The sequence below is a fragment of the Mucilaginibacter limnophilus genome, assembly GCF_004005815.1.
Lineage (GTDB): Bacteria > Bacteroidota > Bacteroidia > Sphingobacteriales > Sphingobacteriaceae > Mucilaginibacter > Mucilaginibacter limnophilus.
Map to the genome: position 1 here is coordinate 762,600 of NZ_SACK01000002.1, position 17,708 is coordinate 780,307.

Consider the following 17,708-nt stretch of genomic DNA (forward strand, 5'->3'; position numbering starts at 1 on the left):
ATTAATCGAAACGGTAACGTTGGAACCACTTGTCGTTTATGGTGAAGCCAAGGCGTATGTTTACAAAGTTTTCTTTAACCAGATTGTTTTGCAGGGTACCCCGCTTGCCAATTTCAGCTGACACATTTATTTTGTAAAAGCTTGTGTTAGTGATGCTCGGGCGCAACGGCAGGCCTAATCCAAAGGTTACCGCATACTGGTTAATATCAGTATTGTTACGGTTAAGGTAGGTTTGGTTGTACATAAAGCCTACCCTATAATCAACAAGGGCAAGATAATTATTCAGCTTGTTTACGTTAGGAGTTATTTGAGCGCCAACGTTAAAAGTTTGACTGTTTTTTAACCCGGCATTAGTGCCAGCTATAGTAAGCTCACTCCATTTACCGGTACTGTAATCGGCTCCAATCAGTAATTTATCGCCTGCCTTGAATGAAAGCCCGAAGCGGTTAATCATTGGCAACTGCAGTTTTGATTTAGCGCCTTCTACATTTATTAAACTGTCAATATTTATCGGGCTGCCCTCACTGTCGTTAATATAATGCGTAACAAATCTGTCCTGCTGCGAGTTTAGCTTTGAATTTAACGAGCCTGAATAACCCAAAGTAAGCCAGTTTTTATCACCCATCTTAATCATATATTGCGCGCCGTAATCAAAATTAAAGCCTGATACACTCAGGTTGTTTTCATTACGTGTATATTGGGTACCGTAGAGGTCAGGTATTTCTGTTGAGCTATAATTTTTTACATTGCCAAACAGGTAAGATACATTTGCGCCTAACAATAAATTGCCTATCCCGAAACCATAACCCAGATATGCTTTATTTAAACCGCCTTCGCCACTATAAGTAAAATTAACCTCGTTAGTATCAGCCGGCAAACCGGTGCCAAAGTTGGGTGAACTTTGTTTATAATTATAACCTACTGAGCTATATGGAAGAAGCCCAAAGCTTAAAGCTGATTTTTTTGTTACAGGAATAGCAAAAGCTAAGTGGTTCAACCTGAAATTAGTACTGTTTTCTGACCCTTGTCCCGTGCGGCTTAATTTTAAACTGCTGCCAAATACGCCCACATCAATCGTAGTTAGGTTTATCATGGCATATGAGGCCGGGTTTAGAAAATTAATTGTGCTGAAACTGCTGACAACGTTTGTGGCCACACCTATGCCGCCCATTCCCGCACTTTGCGGTGTTAGTTGCGGCTCAATATCACCAAGCCCGAATTGTGAATATGGCGAACTGGTATTACTTGTGTTTTGTGCGCTTGCATTAAATGCAAAGGCAGCCAGTACGGCTGTTATAAAAATCCTTGAGTACTTAATCATTATCCTGTAGTAAAGCTGCATTCAATCCTATCAAAACCAGGTGAGGTTCAATTTTTATGCAGGGCGCAAAGATGCTATTTTTCAGCAGAGTATCAAAAAATTCGCTGTCGCCCCCGGTTAATATAATATTCAGTTTTGTATCGTGTTTTGTATAACTTTCAATAAAGCCCGTCAGTTCATATTTCAGGCCGTTTTGCACGCCCGAGCGTATGGCAGTTTCGGTACTGTCGCCGTATTCACGGTTAAAAGCGCCGTCAGCATCAATTAACGGTAAACCGGCGGTATAATTGTTTAAAGCTTTATAACGCATATTTAAACCCGGCGATATGCTGCCGCCATAATAGTTTCCTTCAGCGTCAACCTTGTCATACGTTATGGTAGTACCCACATCAATTACAAGGCTGCTTTCACCCGGATACAAATGCCGGGCGCCAGCTACGGCGGCTATCCTGTCGGCACCAAGGGTTTGTGGTGTCACATACCGGTTTGTTATGCCCGCAGCCATGCTATTAGTAAACTTTATTACCTGCATGGTTTGCTGTAAATTTTCAAGCCATGCGGGTGTTTCTTTTTTTACTGATGAATAGATGGCTTGTTTTATCTGGTGTGTTGATATCAGCGTGGTTAATTGCTCGCCATTCTCATAAAAGCCATCAAACACTAAGTCGCCGTGCTCAAAAACTGCAAGTTTTGTTAGCGTATTGCCAATATCAATAACCAGGTTGGCCATCAGGCTTTCACCATTGACAGTATAGACTCAAAAATGGCCAGCCCGTCTTCGTTGCCAAGCACCGAGTCGGCAGCACGTTCAGGGTGAGGCATAAAACCGAATACATTGCGTTTGATGTTGCAAATACCTGCAATGTTTTCAAGTGTGCCGTTAGGGTTGGCGTCATCAGTTATATTTCCGCTGTCGTCACTGTATCTGAACAACACCTGGTCGTTATCGTTAAGCGACTTCAGCGTAGCTTCATCTGCAAAATAATTACCCTCGCCATGGGCTACAGGTATTTTAAGCACACGCTGAAGATCGATCTGGTTAGTAAGCAGTGAATTTTGGGTTTGCGGAACTACAAAGGTGTTGCGGCAAATAAATTTGCGGTTTTTGTTGTGCAGCAACGCACCCTGCAGCAGCCCCGACTCCGTGAGTATCTGGAAACCGTTGCAAATGCCGAATACGTAGCCACCTTTATTGGCAAATTGTATCACTTCCTGCATAATTGGTGAAAAGCGCGCGATAGCGCCTGAGCGCAGGTAATCGCCAAATGAAAAACCGCCGGGCAATATTACAAAATCAACACCCTGCAGGTCATGATCCTTATGCCACAGGCGAACAACTTCCTGCCCTAAAATTTTATCAAGAACATAAATGATATCCTCGTCACAATTTGAGCCTGGAAAAATAACTACTCCAAATTTCATTCTACAAAGCTAACATAACCGCTTAAATTAGAACGAATGTTAAGGTTAAAAAGTGTTAAATTGAAACCATATAATGCCGGCAAGCAGCAGGATATAAATGCTTTCGTAAAACCAGCGGCTGTTTGAGTACAAAAAATAGTAGGCAAATGCTATAGCCGCCGGAATAGCACAAAGCAGGAAATGGTTTAACTGAAAAGTAGCTTTTACATAAAAAGAAAGCCCTGCAACTATAAAAAAAATCAGCAGTAATTGATACGACTTACGTATGTGCACATAGCTTTTAAAAAAATGCTGCTGCAAGCGGTATGCGGATAACACAAGTATAAAAGCTACCGGTATCAGCAATAAAAAGTTATAAGTGTTTATGCTGATACTATTAGGGAACTTTGTACCCAGCGGCAGCCATATTTTGGTAAAGGCATGCATTCTGCCAGTGCTGTAGTAAACAACCGCTAAAAAGAAAAACACTGTGGCATAGCCTAATATGGCGGCCGTCCACTCACGCCAGTTAAATGGGCGGAAGGTAACAAGCGCTATCAGCACCACTAAAAACAGGTAAATAAACGGCAGGTAAATAAGTGAGCCCAATGCCACGATAAGCCCCAAATCATACGCGGCCGCCATAACACCACCGCCCTGGTACAATGCAAAAAGTTTATACAACATTAGTATAACCAGGAAATTACATATTAACGGGGCGCTTAGTATCAAAAAGGGTGTAAAAAGAGCCGAAAGGGTAATATACATTAACGCCGGTAAGTATGAAGGCTTACCAGCCAGGTTAAAATAATTAACCAGCGTATTCAGCAATAGCGCCTGTACAAACACCAGCGCAGAAGCAAGCAGCACATTAAAAAACGGCGACAAGGCAAATTCGTAGTTCACCGGTACCAGCAGTCGTGCGAAAGGCTCAACAAAAATAAACTCTACCTGCGAAGGCGCGTGTGCCAAATACCCAAAGCGCAAAAGTAAGGTAAGTACGGCAAGCCATGCAATGTTTATTGGGTTATAGCTCCTGAAAATATTAATCATTTAGCGCCGGTTTTCGTGGCACAATATTAATGAAATTGACTTGAGTTAGCTATTGGTATTTAACCACTCGCGTAATGAAGTTGTTTTTATGTGCCATTGATAATAGGGCAAAGAGGGGCATTTCGCACGATTGTAAAAATCTTCTTCACCATGCCGATATTTCGCTTTCAGAAGATATCTCCTCGTTACCTCGTCGATATGACATTATGCCTGAATGAATTGTCTCTTTTACTATGCCGAAATCAAACCGGCTTTAGCATACTTTTTTATCATATCATCCACAATCTGCGCGGTTTCATCGGGGAAATCAACTTTAACTACCTCGCCCTTGTGTACCCAGTCGAACAGGTGACGATCAAAGCGGTCGTCAATTGCATTCACTACCGGTACGCCCATTTTTGATGCTGCCAGCGCGTTGCATTGTTGCTCAAACTGACCTTTCATGGGTATCATCATTACCTTTTTCTGCAGAAACAACGCTTCTGCCGGGCCTTCAAAACCACCGCCGGTTAGCAGGCCTTCGCAACTGGCCAGGCTGGTGTTAAATGACTCATTATTCACCGGAAATATCTGCACATTGCCTTCACGTATAGGTCGCTTCTGCCTTTTAGAAAACACCTGCCACTCAACACCACTTAGCTTAGACAGATACTTTACAAGTGTTTTATCCTGGTAAGCCGGTAAATAAACTGCATAATGGCCTTTATTACTTACTTCCATGCGGCGTATTTCGCTGCGGATAACCGGGGTGTGTATAAAGTCATCATACCGCTCAAAATGAAAACCGATATGATGCGTGGTTGGCGAGTAGTATTTAAACAGCCATTCGGCATAGTTCCACTTTTCAGGGCGAGGCGTATTTGGTGATACAAACGAGCATTGGTGACTTAACGATACTGATGGCAGCTTTTGCAGCTTACATGCCCATGCGCTTACCGGTTCAAAATCGTTAATGATGATGTCGTAATGCTTCAGCGGCAGGCTGCGGATATCATTAATCAGCTTACGGATGTTCATGGTTTTGTACGTAGCCCACTTATCTACCCCTCCGTTTTTGCCAAATATGAAACTGAAGCCGTGAAACCGGTATTTAAGCGGTTGCGAAAGGCTTACCTCCGCCTCGGTGCCGCTTACCAGCAAATCGACATTGCCGTACTGTTGCAGCAGCGGTACAATTTCGCGTGCCCGGCTTATATGGCCGTTACCTGTTCCCTGTATGGCAAAAAGGATGTTCATTTAGCAAAAGCAGCTTACTTGATGCGCAAATATATAAGGGTGGAACAATTAATGATGTTCCTGCCTGAATTTTTCCAGCAGAATGTTTACATCAAGACGTGATTTCAGGTCTTCGGTATCAGTAGTGTCGTCGTCCTCACTTTCAGGCAGCGCCATAAAATCCTCAGGCCGGTAACGAAATATTTTCCAGTTGCCATCGTGATATTCAAGTGCCGAAAGGCTTTCCACCCAATCGCCCGAATTAAGGTATGTTACTGAACCGGTACCTTCGGTTGATGCTATTTCGCGTATTTCCGCATGGTGAATATGTCCGCAAATTACGTAGTCGTATTGCTTGTCTACAGCCAAATCGGCGGCGGTTTGCTCAAACTGATTGATGAACTTAACGGCGTCTTTAAACTTTGCTTTAACCTTTTGCGAGAAACTCATTTTGGGGCGACCAAATAAGGTAAGTACCCAGTTTACAAAGCTGTTGATCAGTATCAGCGAATCATAACCCACGGCGCCCAGTTTAGCCAGCCATTTTGAGTGCTGCATGGTAACGTCGAACACGTCACCGTGGAATATCCAGGCTTTTTTACCTTCGATGTTCAGCACAACTTTGTTCATTAGTTGAAAAGTACCTAAATTAAAATCGGCAAACTTGCGCAGCATCTCATCGTGGTTTCCTGTAAGATAATAAACAGGTACACCATCGGTAACAAATTTCAAAATACGGCGCACCACTTTCATATGCGCCTCGGGCCAGTACGATTTACTGAACTGCCATATATCAATAATATCACCGTTAAGCACCAGTAGTTTAGGCTTAATACTTTTAAGGTATTTCAGCAGTTCTTTTGCATGGCAGCCATATGTGCCCAAATGCACATCAGATATTACAACTATGTCAACTTCGCGTTTCGCCATTAAAATTCGGGGATATTTATCCGGCCGGCTCGCTGAACCGGAAATAAAAAATTATTGGGGCAGGTGCAACTATTCGTTGTCTTCGTCTTCATCAACTTTCAGTTCATACGGACTGAAATAGAAGATGCCGGTGAGCCCCAGCAACGCTATCACAATCAAATAAGCAAACTCAAAATTCATTGTAATAAGTTTTTACAAAAATCAGTATATCAGGTTATTTAATTGTTAAGACTATATAAAGATAAATGGTTTAACTGCCTGATAACCCTTTATTTTTTAACAAACAGTATTTATGTGTTAATAACTTAAACGATATGTTGCAGGTAATATTTTTGTAATACGATATATGGGATTAAATCAACCACAAAGCTTATACTTATGCCTGTTTTACAATTAAAATAGATAATATTGTAGTGTTTAAGCTTAGCACGCCTATTGTACATGAAAACGGCTTTAATTACAGGTATAACCGGGCAGGACGGCGCCTACCTGGCAGAATTTCTGCTGAAAAAGGGCTATATGGTACATGGGCTTAAACGCAGGTCGTCACTTTTTAATACCGATCGTATTGACCACCTGTACCACGACTCGCACGAACAGGGCGTAAAGCTTAAGCTTGACTACGGCGACCTTACCGACTCAACGAACCTGATTCGGATTATACAGGAAGTACAGCCTGATGAGATTTATAATCTTGCTGCGCAAAGCCATGTAAAAGTGAGTTTTGATACGCCCGAATATACCGCCAATGCCGACGGAATAGGCGTACTGCGAGTGCTTGAGGCTGTAAGAATACTCGGGCTAACAGAAAGAACGCGGATTTACCAGGCATCTACATCAGAGTTATACGGATTGGTTCAGGCTGTTCCGCAAAGCGAAACAACGCCTTTTTACCCCCGATCGCCTTATGCCGTAGCCAAAATGTATGGCTACTGGATAACCGTAAACTATCGCGAAGCATATAACATGTATGCTTGCAACGGCATATTATTTAATCATGAAAGCCCGGTACGTGGCGAAACTTTTGTTACCCGAAAGATCACCCGTGGTGTGGCCAAAATAGCATTGGGCTTGCAGGACTTTTTGTACATGGGTAACCTGTCGGCGCAGCGCGACTGGGGCCATGCCAAAGATTATGTAGAAGCCATGTGGCTGATGCTGCAGCAGGATAAACCGGAAGATTTTGTGATAGCTACAGGTGTAACAACCACCGTGCGCGACTTTATTCGTCTTGCCTTTATCGAACTAGGTATTGAGGTAGAGTTCAGCGGTAAAGAAGCTTTCGAAAAAGGGGTAGTAATTGATATGGATGTTGAGAAGATGCAGCACAACGGACTAAATCCGGATGTTTTGCGCTTCGGGCAAACAGTGGTAAAGATCGACCCTAAATATTACCGCCCTACTGAGGTTGATTTGCTGATAGGTGATGCAACAAAAGCACATCAAAAATTGGACTGGCAACCTAAGTATGATCTGCAGGCGCTGGTTGAGGATATGGTACGTTCAGATCTGCATCTGGTTAAGAAGGATGATCATTTACGCAGGGGAGGATTTAAAACACTTAATTATTTTGAATAAGGTAAACAATAACGCATGAAAAAACTATTTATAAGCGCTGTTTTAGGATTAACTGTATTTGCGGCAAAAGCGCAATCACAATACCAGCCTTATTCATATCAATTCTATCAAAAACTAAATAGTACCGCTTATTCAACCCAAACCCGGGTACATACCGCGTTAAAGCCATATTTCGCCGATGACTCGCTGCTGCGTGCGGCGTACGATTCGCTGATGAACATGGGCAACGACGGTGATACACATTCCTTAGGTTACCGTAAGCTTTTTACAGAGCATTTAATTGATAGCCGGACGGCAAACAACAGTTTTTATGCTGATGTATTGCCCGACGTTACAATTGGCAGGAATTTCAGTCAGTTTAAAGAAAATACTCACCTGTTTGGCCTTGGTATGCAACTGGGCGGAACGGTAGGAGATAAGTTTTCTTACAACGTTGGTGGATTTTTAAACACAGCCAACTTTCCCGAATACCTTGATACTTACATTAACCAGGTAGGTATTGTGCCGGGGCAGGCATACAACCGCAGCGGTTCGGGCCAAAATAAAGACTGGTCGTACATTACTGCTACCGTATCATACACGCCCATAAAGTATCTTAATATTTCAGCTGGCCGCGATAAATCATTCGTTGGCGATGGTTATCGTTCATTGTTATTATCAGACTATGCTTCACCGGCACCATTTTTCAGGCTGGTAGGTACATTAGGTAACGTACGATACATGGCTATGTGGAGTTATATGAACGACCCAATGAACCCGGCAATTAACAACTATTCTGCCGATAAGCACAAATGGGCCATATTTCACTACTTAGACTGGAATATCAGCAACCGTGTTTCGGTTGGGTTCTTTGAAACAGTTACATGGGCTAACCAGTTTGATGATGGAACCAAGCGTGGGTTTGATTTCGCATATATAAACCCTATAATCTTCCTGCGTCCGGTTGAGGCATCAAGCGGCTCGCCTGATAACGTGATATTGGGTTTCAACTCGAAATGGAAGATAAGTAATGGCGCAACTTTATACGGACAGTTTATGCTTGATGAGTTTGAAACATCAAACTTTTTTTCCAACAATGGCAGTGCGCGTAATAAGTATGGCTGGCAACTGGGTTTAAGGGGCGCTAATCTGTTTGGTGTATCAGGATTGAATTATTTGGTAGAGACCAACAACGTAACCCCATACACCTACTCGCAGCGCAGTCCGCAAATGAATTATACCGGCAACAGCGAACCACTGGCGCATCCATGGGGAGCTAACTTCAGGGAGGTAGTTGGTTTGCTGAATTACTCGTACAAACGTTTTGATTTTTCGGGTGAGATAGACTATGGCCATTACGGACTTGATGAAGATGGAAAGAATTACGGTAAAGACCTGTTTGAAAACTATCGAGATCCTGTGCGTGCTTTTGGTAACTACACCGGTCAGGGACTAACAACTAACATGATTTATTTTGAAGGCAAGGTAGGTTTCCTGCTTAATCCTAAAACTAATCTGCGTATCGAATTAGGCGGCATTTTCAGAAATGATACTAACGAACAATTCACCAGCCGAACCGCCATGCTGACATTGGGTATCCGCAGTTCGTTCCGTAGCTTTTACAGCGATCTGGCAAGTTATAGGGCGAGATAGACCTCGATTTAACGATTTTAAAATTACCTTGATTACTTATGTCATGCTGAACTTCTTTCAGCATCTCACAAACTAATAAACATATTTTGAGAGATCCCGAAACAAGTTCGGGATGACGTAGAATAATAACAGCTAACTTTTACGACGCTATAGTATGCGCCTTTTTGCTGATGCCGAAGGCTTTTACCTGTTCGGCAATAGCGTTGGCATCATAACCGCATTCGGCCCAAAGTTCGGGTTGTTCACCGTGTTCAATGATTGCGTCAGGCATACCCAGTCGTTTTACCTGTGCGCTATAGCCTTTGTCGGCCATAAACTCAAGCACCGCGCTGCCCATGCCGCCTTCAAGGCAACCATCTTCAACAGTGATAACTTTGTAGAACTTTTGGAATACGCTATGCAGTAATGCTTCGTCTAACGGCTTAACAAAACGCAGGTCGTAATGAGCAGGGTAGTAGCCTTCGGTATTTAAGGCGGTGATTGCTTTCACTGCTTCGTTGCCAATGGTACCTATAGTTAATATGGCCACTTCTTCACCATCAGTTACTAACCGGCCTTTACCAACGGGAATAGCCTTCATAGGGCGCTGCCAGTCAACCATAACGCCATTGCCGCGTGGGTAACGTATCACAAACGGTCCCATGTTTTCCTGCTGGGCAGTGAACATCAGGTTACGCAGTTCTTCCTCGTTCATAGGTGCCGATACCGTCATATTGGGTATGCAGCGCATGTAGGCAAGGTCATATGCTCCATGGTGTGTCGGGCCGTCAGCACCGGCAATACCGGCACGGTCGAGGCAAAACACCACGTTAAGTTTTTGTATAGCTACGTCATGAATCACCTGATCATACGCCCGCTGCATAAAGCTTGAGTATATGTTACAAAAGGGTACAAGTCCTTGTGTAGCAAGTCCGGCAGAGAACGTTACCGCATGCTGCTCGGCAATACCAACGTCGAACGCGCGGTTGGGCATAGCCTTCATCATCAGGTTAAGCGAACAGCCGGATGGCATAGCCGGGGTTATACCCATGATCTTTGGATTTTGTTCGGCCAGTTCAATAATTGTATGGCCAAATACGTCCTGGTATTTTGGTGGCTGCGGTTTTTCGCTTATTGTTTTCTTGATCTCGCCGGTTATTTTATCAAATAAGCCCGGAGCGTGCCACTTGGTCTGGTCTTTTTCAGCCAGCGCATAGCCTTTACCTTTTACGGTGATGCAATGCAAAAGCTTCGGGCCGGGTATATCACGCAGATCGCGCAGCACTTTAGTAAGGTGCTTTACGTCGTGCCCGTCAATCGGACCAAAATATCTGAACTTTAACGCCTCAAAAAAGTTGCTGCGTTTAAGCAAGGTGCCTTTTATGCTTTTCTCTATTTTCTTGGCGATCTTGAACGCATCGGGCCCAACCTGCGACAGCTTGGTAAGCACATTCGCTATATCGTCTCTGAAACGGTTGTATTGTCTTGAGGTAGTAATGTCGGTGAGATATTCTTTAAGCGCGCCCACGTTCGGGTCTATCGACATGTTATTGTCGTTCAATATCACCAGCAGGTTCGAGTTTTCGATCCCAGCGTGGTTAAGCGCTTCAAAAGCAAGACCTGCTGTCATGGCTCCATCGCCGATCACTGCCACATGTTGGCGGTCTTTTTCACCTTTGTAGTGTGATGCAACAGCCATCCCCAATGCCGCCGAAATAGAGGTTGACGAGTGGCCTACGCCAAAGGTATCATACTCGCTTTCGCCGCGTTTAGGGAAACCGCTTATACCTTTATATACACGGTTGGTATGAAAAACATCACGGCGGCCGGTTAATATTTTGTGCCCGTAAGCCTGGTGACCCACGTCCCAAACCAGCTGGTCGTAAGGGGTGTTTAAAACGTATTGTAAAGCTACGGTTAGCTCAACAACACCCAAACTGGCAGCGAAATGTCCGCCGTTTACCGACACAACATCAATAATATACTGACGCAGCTGCTGACAGACAAGCTCAAGCTCGTCTTCGCTAAATTGCTTTAAATCAGATGGGTAATTGATTTTTTCTAACAAATTACCGGCCGGTACCTGCATCGACATTAAGAGTAAAAATTTAACCCGCAAATTACGGGAATTAACAGAATAAAAAAAGGACAACTATAAAGATATAATTGTTTTAAATAGGAAGAGAAATTTTGAGCATGATTTGTGAGATGCGGGGGTTGTCACGAATTCCGTTTTGCGTAAAGGAACTACAAAGCAAACTTGTGACTTACCGCCTCACCCATCAACTCAACTACAATTTGCAGTGACACTACAAACCCTCTCCAGTCGGAGAGGGTGGTTTAGTCAGTGATTTAGCACTAACATTAATGGGTGAGGCTACATCAGGCAAATTCCTTACTTTTATACCGGCTATGACGGATGAAAATTTCGAAATAAAACTTCCCCAGTTTGAAGGACCGTTCGATCTGCTGTTATTTTTTATTGAGCGCGATGAGCTTAATATTCATGATATTCCCATAGCCCGTATTACCGATGATTTCCTGAACTACATTAACCAGATGGCCAGCCTGAACATGGAAGTGGCCAGTGAGTTTATTTTCGTTGCTGCCACGCTGATGCGCATCAAGGCTAAAATGCTGCTGCCGCGTTTCGAAACCGACGAGGCCGGTAACGAGATTGACACCAAGGAAGAACTGATACGCAAACTGGTAGAATATAAACGTTTTAAAGACCTGTGTGAGGAGTTGCGCGTATTTGAGGACGAACGGCTAAAACAGGAAAAACGCGGAAACATTGCTTCAGATATCGAGCAGATGGAAAAGGTAACGCTGCCGGGCGAAGAACTGTCGGAAGTTACTTTGTATAAGCTGATGGTGGTGTATGAGCGTGTGATGCGCAATCTGTTTAATCGCCGCGAAGAGGTTGTCCATACAGTAGTACAATATCCGTATACCATTGAACAGCAAAAAAAAGCTATTGCCGACCTGCTTCGCATCAACAAAATGATGGATTTTAAATCGATGGCGTCAAGCTCCGACAACAAAGTCCATTTTGTATATAATTTCCTCGCCATGCTTGAAATGCTGCAGCAGGAACTCATCGATATTCAAATTGGACTTGGTTACAACAATTTCAGGATATCGCCTAAGGAGACATAATGTTCAGATTGAATATTTAGATATGAGATAGGTTGGTATTTAAAAGGTCTGTTGATAATTATCAAAAGTGAGTGGTTGTCTCACCTCTTAAATCTCAGGCCTCATATCTAAAACCTCTAAATCTCACATCTCAAATCTCTTATCTCATATCTAATACCTAACTTAGCGGCGTTTTTAAATATCACATGAAAAGAGACAAACTAATATTTAAACTACTCGACGAAGAACAGCAACGCCAGGAAGAAGGCATTGAACTTATAGCATCTGAAAATTTTGTAAGTCGCCAGGTTATGGAAGCCGCGGGTTCTGTTGCTACCAACAAGTATGCCGAAGGCCTGCCGGGCAAACGCTATTATGGCGGCTGCCAGATAGTTGACGAAATTGAAGTAATTGCTATTGAGCGTGCCAAGCAACTGTTTAACGCCGAATGGGCAAACGTGCAGCCACACTCAGGCGCGCAGGCAAACGCCGCAGTAATGCTGGCTTGCTTAAATCCGGGCGACAAAATTCTTGGGTTCGACCTATCACATGGCGGGCACTTAACGCACGGTTCGCCGGTAAACTTCTCGGGAAAGTTGTATGAGTCGCATTTTTATGGTGTTGATAAAGAAACCGGTTTGATTGACTACAAGCAGCTTGAAAAAGTGGCTCTGAAAGAAAAACCGAAAATGATCATCTGCGGCGCTTCAGCCTACTCGCGCGATTGGGATTATGAATTCATCCGTAAAGTGGCTGATAAAGTAGGCGCTTTAGTATTGGCTGATATTTCGCACCCGTCGGGTTTAATTGCCCGCGGTTTGTTAACTGATCCGCTGCCGCATTGCCACATTGTTACCACTACTACACACAAAACCTTGCGCGGTCCACGTGGTGGTTTGATATTGCTGGGTAAAGACTTTGAAAACCCGTTTGGCCACAAAACACCAAAAGGCGAAATTCGTATGATGTCGTCGTTATTGGATATGGCCGTGTTCCCGGGTACACAGGGCGGTCCGCTTGAGCATATCATTGCCGCTAAAGCCGTTGCCTTTGGCGAAGCGCTTAGCGATAGCTATATGAAATATATTGTACAGGTAAAAAAGAACGCCGAAGCAATGGCAAAAGCATTTGTTGAGCGTGGCTACGATATTATTTCGGGCGGAACTGATAACCACCTGATGCTTATCGACCTGAGAAACAAAAATATTTCGGGCAAAGCTGCTGAAAACGCGTTGGTAAATGCAGACATCACTGTGAACAAAAACATGGTTCCATTTGACGATAAATCACCGTTTGTAACCTCGGGAATACGAGTTGGTACTGCCGCCATCACTACCCGCGGACTAAAAGAAAAACAAATGGAACAAATTGTTGAACTAATTGACGCTGTAATTGTTGATCCTGAAAATGAACTTTCTTTAAAGAAGATACGTAAAAAAGTTCATAAATTAATGGCAGATTATCCTTTATACAAGGATAAGGGATCAGAATAATTACGTGATTAAAGAAAATACCCCTCAAAATACCGAAGCTGAACGTTTGGCGGCGCTTGATTCGTACGCCATATTGGACACCCTACCCGAGAAAGAGTATGATGCCATTACAAAACTGGCATCATACATCTGCCGGGCGCCAATAGCGCTTATAACACTGGTTGATGAAAAGAGACAGTGGTTTAAGTCGGTGGTGGGTATTGATGGTGATGGCACTCCCCGTGCCGACGCTTTTTGTAATTACACTATACAAAGCGACAACATTCTTGAGGTAAATAACGCCACACAAGACGATAGATTTAAAAATAATCCTTTCGTAACCGGCGATCCTAACATCAGATTTTATGCAGGCGCACCTATAGTTGATCCCGAAGGGCATCGACTGGGCTCATTGTGTGTTATTGATCGTGTTCCGCGCCAGCTTGACGAGCAACAGCGTGAAGCTTTAAGCACACTTGCCGGCGAGGTGATGTCGCACCTTACACTGCGCAAGCAAAAAATGGAACTTGAAGCCAGTGTACGCATTCACGAGGAGTTTTTTGATCTTTTTAATACCTCTCCTGAAGTTCATTGCATAATGGACAAGGATTTCAGAGTGGAACTTATTAACAAAGCGGTTACCAATGTTTTAGGCTATTCGCCCGAGGAAGTGACAGGCCATGTCATCTGGGAGTTTTTTAGTGAAGAAAGCCGCAATGTTTCATTAGAAAGGCTTAAATCAGGCAACATCCGCAGCCAGGATATCGAAACGCAGCTTATTAATAAAAAAGGAGAAAAATTATGGATAAGCTGGTCGTTATCATTTAAAGAGAATAAGTGGTATGCCAGTGGACGTGACGTAACCGAACATAAGCGCCTTCATGTCGAGTTGGAACAGCTGTCGCTGGTAGCCAGTAAGGTAAGTAACGGAGTAGTAATAAGCGATGCCAATGATAAGGTGGTATGGGTTAACGATGCTTTTGAAGATATTACCGGCTTTAACCTAAAAGATGTTGAAGGCAATCGCCTGCGAAATATCATTCTTAAAAATCCGGAGACCAACCCTGATATACTGCGGTTAAATGAGTTGATCAGCAAAAAGAAGTCATATGAGATTGATCTTTTAATGACCAAAAAAGAGGGTGAACCACTTTGGATTAAGATCATTAACTCATTTATTTTTAAAGCTGATGGTGAGATAGACAAGTATATACGGGTTATAATCAATATCAATCAGCGTAAGCGTGCCGAACAGGATTTGGAGATACTTTCTTTTGCCGCACGTAAATCGCCGGGAGGTATCATAATACGCGATGCTGAGGGACGAGTGGTTTGGATGAATGAGGTAATGGAAGATATTATTGGTTATACCCTTGCCGAGATGGAAGGAAAAACCTTTGGTACCATGCTGCTGGGCGAAGATACTGACATGAGCGTGTTTGAAAAAGCGTTAAAAGCCGTTGCCGAAAATCGCCCGTATGATGTTGAAATAAAAATCTACAAAAAAGACGGTACACCTAAGTGGGTATGGATAACCAACAGTCCGTTGTTTAACGAAGTTGGAACTGTTGAGCGCCAGGTAGGTGTCATGGTTGATATCACCGAGCGTAAAAAAGTTGAACAGCAGCTTAAAATGCTTTCACTGGTGGCCAGCAGCACTACAGGTGGTGTTATTATAAATGATAGCGAAGGTAACGTTGAATGGATAAACAGTGGTTTTGAAAAGATTACCGGCTACAGTATTGATGATATAAAAGGGAAACACCTTGGCGATGTGGTTAAGGGTGAACTTACCGACTTTTCAATAATTGAGCGCACCCGTGAACTATCAAAAAATAAACAATCGTTTGAGGTAGATCTGTTGATATATCGTAAAGACGGGCAACCGCTGTGGATATCGGTAATTAATTCGGTGATACTGGATGATACCGGCAAGGTTGACAAATATATAGAGGTAATTATTGATATAACTGCCAAAAAGAAGGTTGAGCTTGAGTTGATAGCCGCTAAAGAAGAGGCCATACAGCTTAACCGTGCCAAGGATATGTTTATATCAGTACTAAGCCACGAAATGCGTACGCCGCTGAACGCGGTGATAGGCATGTCGCACCTGCTGATAGAAGAAAATCCGCTCGAATCACAAAAAGAGAACCTGAATATATTAAAGTTTAGCGCCGAGAACCTGCTTACGCTGATAAACGATGTACTTGACTTTACCAAGATAGAAACCGGTAACATCGAGCTTGAGAAAGCAAATGTGGACACCCGCGAAATGATACAAAGCGTTATCGCGTCGTTGAAATATAAGGTTCAGGAAAAAAATATTTATCTGAAAGCGAACCTTGATCCTTCATTGCCTCAGGTTATACTGGCCGACCGTACACGCTTATGCCAGATATTGTTAAACCTTGTAAGTAACGCGGTTAAATTTACCAATGAGGGTGGTGTAACAATTGATATAAAAGTTATAGAACAAAGTGCTAAGAAAGTACGTATAAGGTTTGCAGTGGCTGATACCGGAATTGGTATTGCAAATGACAAAATAAATACCATATTTGAGGCATTTAAGCAAGCCGAGGCCGATACAACACGCAAATACGGAGGTACAGGGCTTGGCTTACCTATTAGTAAGCGACTTATTGAACTGCACGATTCGCGTATAAATGTTGATAGTGTAGTTGGTCAAGGCTCAACCTTTTGGTTTACAATATCGTTTGAAAAGGCCGAAAGCCAGATAAACAATAACAATAGCACAGTGGAAGCAGAATTAAACATAAACGTTTTGGTAGTTGATGATAACCAGATTAACAGGCTGCTGGTTAACAAGGTGCTTAAGAAATGGGGCGCCACTGCCGATTTTGCTGAGAACGGTCGAGAGGCGGTTGAAAAAATTGAGGCTAACTTGAATTACGATGCCGTGCTGATGGATATACACATGCCTGAAATGGGCGGCCTAGAAGCTACGCAAATCATCCGCTCGAAAAGTGAAAGCTATTTTCAGCAATTGCCTATTATAGCCTTAACGGCGTCAATGCTGAATACAGAGATTAACCAGATCACGCACGCCGGTATGAATGATTACCTGCTTAAACCATTCGACCCGAAAACGCTGTACACTAAATTAAGCCGTTACCAGAAACAGTAACTTGCCATACGGTCATCCTGAACTTGTTTCAGGATCTCTCCTTCTGAAAATAAGCAATTATTGAAAGGTAGGATGCCGAAATAAATTTGGCATGACGTTTAGTCTTCAAAAAACTAGTCTCTATTCTCCAATCTCTGATCACTACCTACTCTGCATACGCAATAGTAACAATACTTAACTTCACCCCGGGAATTTTAAGCAGTTCCACACCACAGGCCTCCAACGTTGAGCCGGTAGTAACAATATCATCTACCAGCAAAATGTGCTTGCCTTGCAATTTGTCAGGATCAGCAACGGCGAATACTTGCTGCATGTTACGAAACCTGCTAAAACGGCTTTTCTTGGTTTGTGTTTCTGTAGCCACTGTTCGTATCAGGTTATGCTCCTCAACAGGTGCATTCAGTTTTACTGACAATCCGTTGGCAAAACAGGTACTTTGATTAAAGCCTCTTTTTCGCAGCTTACTTTTGTGTAGCGGTACTGGTATAATATAATCGACAGTTTTAAAGATGTTGTTGTTACTTAGCTGTTCACCAGCTATGGTACCGGTTAGTACACCAACTTTTTGGATACCGTCATACTTAAGCCGGTGCACCATTTGCTGCACTTTGCCACCTTTGGTAAAATAAAACAGCGCGTATGCGCCTTTAATATTTATTTTACCCCAAAACTGGCGTGCAACAATGTTGTCAGGTTGTAAATGGAAGTTGGTATATGGTAAATTGTACCTGCAGTCGGTACATAAAATTTGCTCGCCTGATAGTAACGTACCATCGCAAGCGGCACAAACCTCAGGAAATATAAGCGCAAAAAAGTCGGAAAGGTAGGTTTTAAGCAGTTTCAT

The 17,708-nt window shown here is 43.1% G+C and carries 13 protein-coding genes; 5 read left to right on the plus strand and 8 right to left on the minus strand.

All coding sequences use genetic code 11. From position 1 onward, the window contains the following. Nucleotide 1 precedes the first annotated feature (1 nt). From EOD41_RS07945 to EOD41_RS07970, 6 genes are all read right to left on the minus strand, one after another. Complete coding sequence (locus tag EOD41_RS07945; protein WP_127704245.1) at nucleotides 2–1,321, minus strand: hypothetical protein; 1,320 nt, start codon at nucleotides 1,319–1,321, stop codon at nucleotides 2–4. Continuing rightward, on the minus strand, nucleotides 1,314–2,051 hold the full coding sequence (locus tag EOD41_RS07950) for a type III pantothenate kinase (RefSeq protein WP_127704246.1): 738 nt from the start codon (nucleotides 2,049–2,051) through the stop codon (nucleotides 1,314–1,316). The genes EOD41_RS07945 and EOD41_RS07950 overlap by 8 nt, the downstream gene beginning before the upstream one ends. Continuing rightward, nucleotides 2,051–2,743, minus strand: coding sequence for a phosphoribosylformylglycinamidine synthase subunit PurQ (gene purQ, locus EOD41_RS07955; protein WP_127704247.1), 693 nt, complete (start codon nucleotides 2,741–2,743; stop codon nucleotides 2,051–2,053). Before purQ ends, EOD41_RS07950 begins: the two co-directional genes overlap by 1 nt. A 45-nt stretch (nucleotides 2,744–2,788) precedes the next feature. After that, complete coding sequence (locus tag EOD41_RS07960; protein ID WP_127704248.1) at nucleotides 2,789–3,775, minus strand: DUF6427 family protein; 987 nt, start codon at nucleotides 3,773–3,775, stop codon at nucleotides 2,789–2,791. Nucleotides 3,776–4,006: 231 nt separating this feature from the next. Further along, the gene (locus tag EOD41_RS07965) at nucleotides 4,007–5,011 is read right to left on the minus strand and encodes a glycosyltransferase family protein (protein ID WP_127704249.1); all 1,005 of its coding nucleotides are present in this window, start codon (nucleotides 5,009–5,011) and stop codon (nucleotides 4,007–4,009) included. 48 nt (nucleotides 5,012–5,059) lie between these two features. After that, a complete protein-coding gene (locus EOD41_RS07970; protein ID WP_127704250.1) occupies nucleotides 5,060–5,920 on the minus strand; it encodes a UDP-2,3-diacylglucosamine diphosphatase in 861 nt (286 codons plus the stop codon). Between the two features lie 441 nt (nucleotides 5,921–6,361). On the opposite strand from EOD41_RS07970, the gene gmd reads away from it, so the two are divergent. Both gmd and EOD41_RS07980 read left to right on the plus strand, forming a co-directional pair. Then, on the plus strand, nucleotides 6,362–7,498 hold the full coding sequence (gmd, locus tag EOD41_RS07975) for a GDP-mannose 4,6-dehydratase (protein WP_127704251.1): 1,137 nt from the start codon (nucleotides 6,362–6,364) through the stop codon (nucleotides 7,496–7,498). 15 nt (nucleotides 7,499–7,513) lie between these two features. After that, nucleotides 7,514–9,130 (plus strand): gliding motility protein RemB, encoded by a 1,617-nt coding sequence (locus EOD41_RS07980; protein ID WP_127704252.1) that lies wholly within the window; start codon nucleotides 7,514–7,516, stop codon nucleotides 9,128–9,130. Nucleotides 9,131–9,269: 139 nt separating this feature from the next. Here EOD41_RS07980 and dxs read toward each other — a convergent pair whose 3' ends face one another. Then, nucleotides 9,270–11,198 (minus strand): 1-deoxy-D-xylulose-5-phosphate synthase, encoded by a 1,929-nt coding sequence (gene dxs / locus EOD41_RS07985; protein WP_127704491.1) that lies wholly within the window; start codon nucleotides 11,196–11,198, stop codon nucleotides 9,270–9,272. A gap of 278 nt (nucleotides 11,199–11,476) precedes the next feature. Between dxs and EOD41_RS07990 the strand changes: the two genes are divergently transcribed. From EOD41_RS07990 to EOD41_RS08000, 3 genes are all read left to right on the plus strand, one after another. Further along, nucleotides 11,477–12,268, plus strand: a complete 792-nt coding sequence (locus EOD41_RS07990) for a segregation and condensation protein A (protein WP_240663259.1) — start codon at nucleotides 11,477–11,479, stop codon at nucleotides 12,266–12,268. 185 nt (nucleotides 12,269–12,453) lie between these two features. Continuing rightward, nucleotides 12,454–13,740, plus strand: coding sequence for a serine hydroxymethyltransferase (locus EOD41_RS07995; RefSeq protein WP_127704253.1), 1,287 nt, complete (start codon nucleotides 12,454–12,456; stop codon nucleotides 13,738–13,740). A 4-nt stretch (nucleotides 13,741–13,744) separates the two neighbouring features. Continuing rightward, nucleotides 13,745–16,864, plus strand: coding sequence for a PAS domain S-box protein (locus EOD41_RS08000; RefSeq protein WP_127704254.1), 3,120 nt, complete (start codon nucleotides 13,745–13,747; stop codon nucleotides 16,862–16,864). A 145-nt stretch (nucleotides 16,865–17,009) separates the two neighbouring features. Here the strand turns inward: EOD41_RS08000 and EOD41_RS08005 are convergent, their stop codons facing one another. After that, a complete protein-coding gene (locus EOD41_RS08005; RefSeq protein ID WP_127704255.1) occupies nucleotides 17,010–17,708 on the minus strand; it encodes a ComF family protein in 699 nt (232 codons plus the stop codon).

What these genes read in the sequence shown, in the direction of transcription:
- dxs (WP_127704491.1), bottom strand. Translation starts at nt 11,198, where the DNA reads ATGCAGGTACCGGCCGGTAATTTGTTAGAAAAAATCAATTACCCATCT.
- EOD41_RS07990 (WP_240663259.1), top strand. Translation starts at nt 11,477, where the DNA reads ATGGGTGAGGCTACATCAGGCAAATTCCTTACTTTTATACCGGCTATG.
- gmd (WP_127704251.1), top strand. Translation starts at nt 6,362, where the DNA reads ATGAAAACGGCTTTAATTACAGGTATAACCGGGCAGGACGGCGCCTAC.
- EOD41_RS07965 (WP_127704249.1), bottom strand. Translation starts at nt 5,011, where the DNA reads ATGAACATCCTTTTTGCCATACAGGGAACAGGTAACGGCCATATAAGC.
- EOD41_RS07950 (WP_127704246.1), bottom strand. Translation starts at nt 2,051, where the DNA reads ATGGCCAACCTGGTTATTGATATTGGCAATACGCTAACAAAACTTGCA.
- EOD41_RS07970 (WP_127704250.1), bottom strand. Translation starts at nt 5,920, where the DNA reads ATGGCGAAACGCGAAGTTGACATAGTTGTAATATCTGATGTGCATTTG.
- EOD41_RS07995 (WP_127704253.1), top strand. Translation starts at nt 12,454, where the DNA reads ATGAAAAGAGACAAACTAATATTTAAACTACTCGACGAAGAACAGCAA.
- EOD41_RS07960 (WP_127704248.1), bottom strand. Translation starts at nt 3,775, where the DNA reads ATGATTAATATTTTCAGGAGCTATAACCCAATAAACATTGCATGGCTT.
- EOD41_RS07980 (WP_127704252.1), top strand. Translation starts at nt 7,514, where the DNA reads ATGAAAAAACTATTTATAAGCGCTGTTTTAGGATTAACTGTATTTGCG.
- purQ (WP_127704247.1), bottom strand. Translation starts at nt 2,743, where the DNA reads ATGAAATTTGGAGTAGTTATTTTTCCAGGCTCAAATTGTGACGAGGAT.
- EOD41_RS08005 (WP_127704255.1), bottom strand. Translation starts at nt 17,708, where the DNA reads ATGAAACTGCTTAAAACCTACCTTTCCGACTTTTTTGCGCTTATATTT.
- EOD41_RS07945 (WP_127704245.1), bottom strand. Translation starts at nt 1,321, where the DNA reads ATGATTAAGTACTCAAGGATTTTTATAACAGCCGTACTGGCTGCCTTT.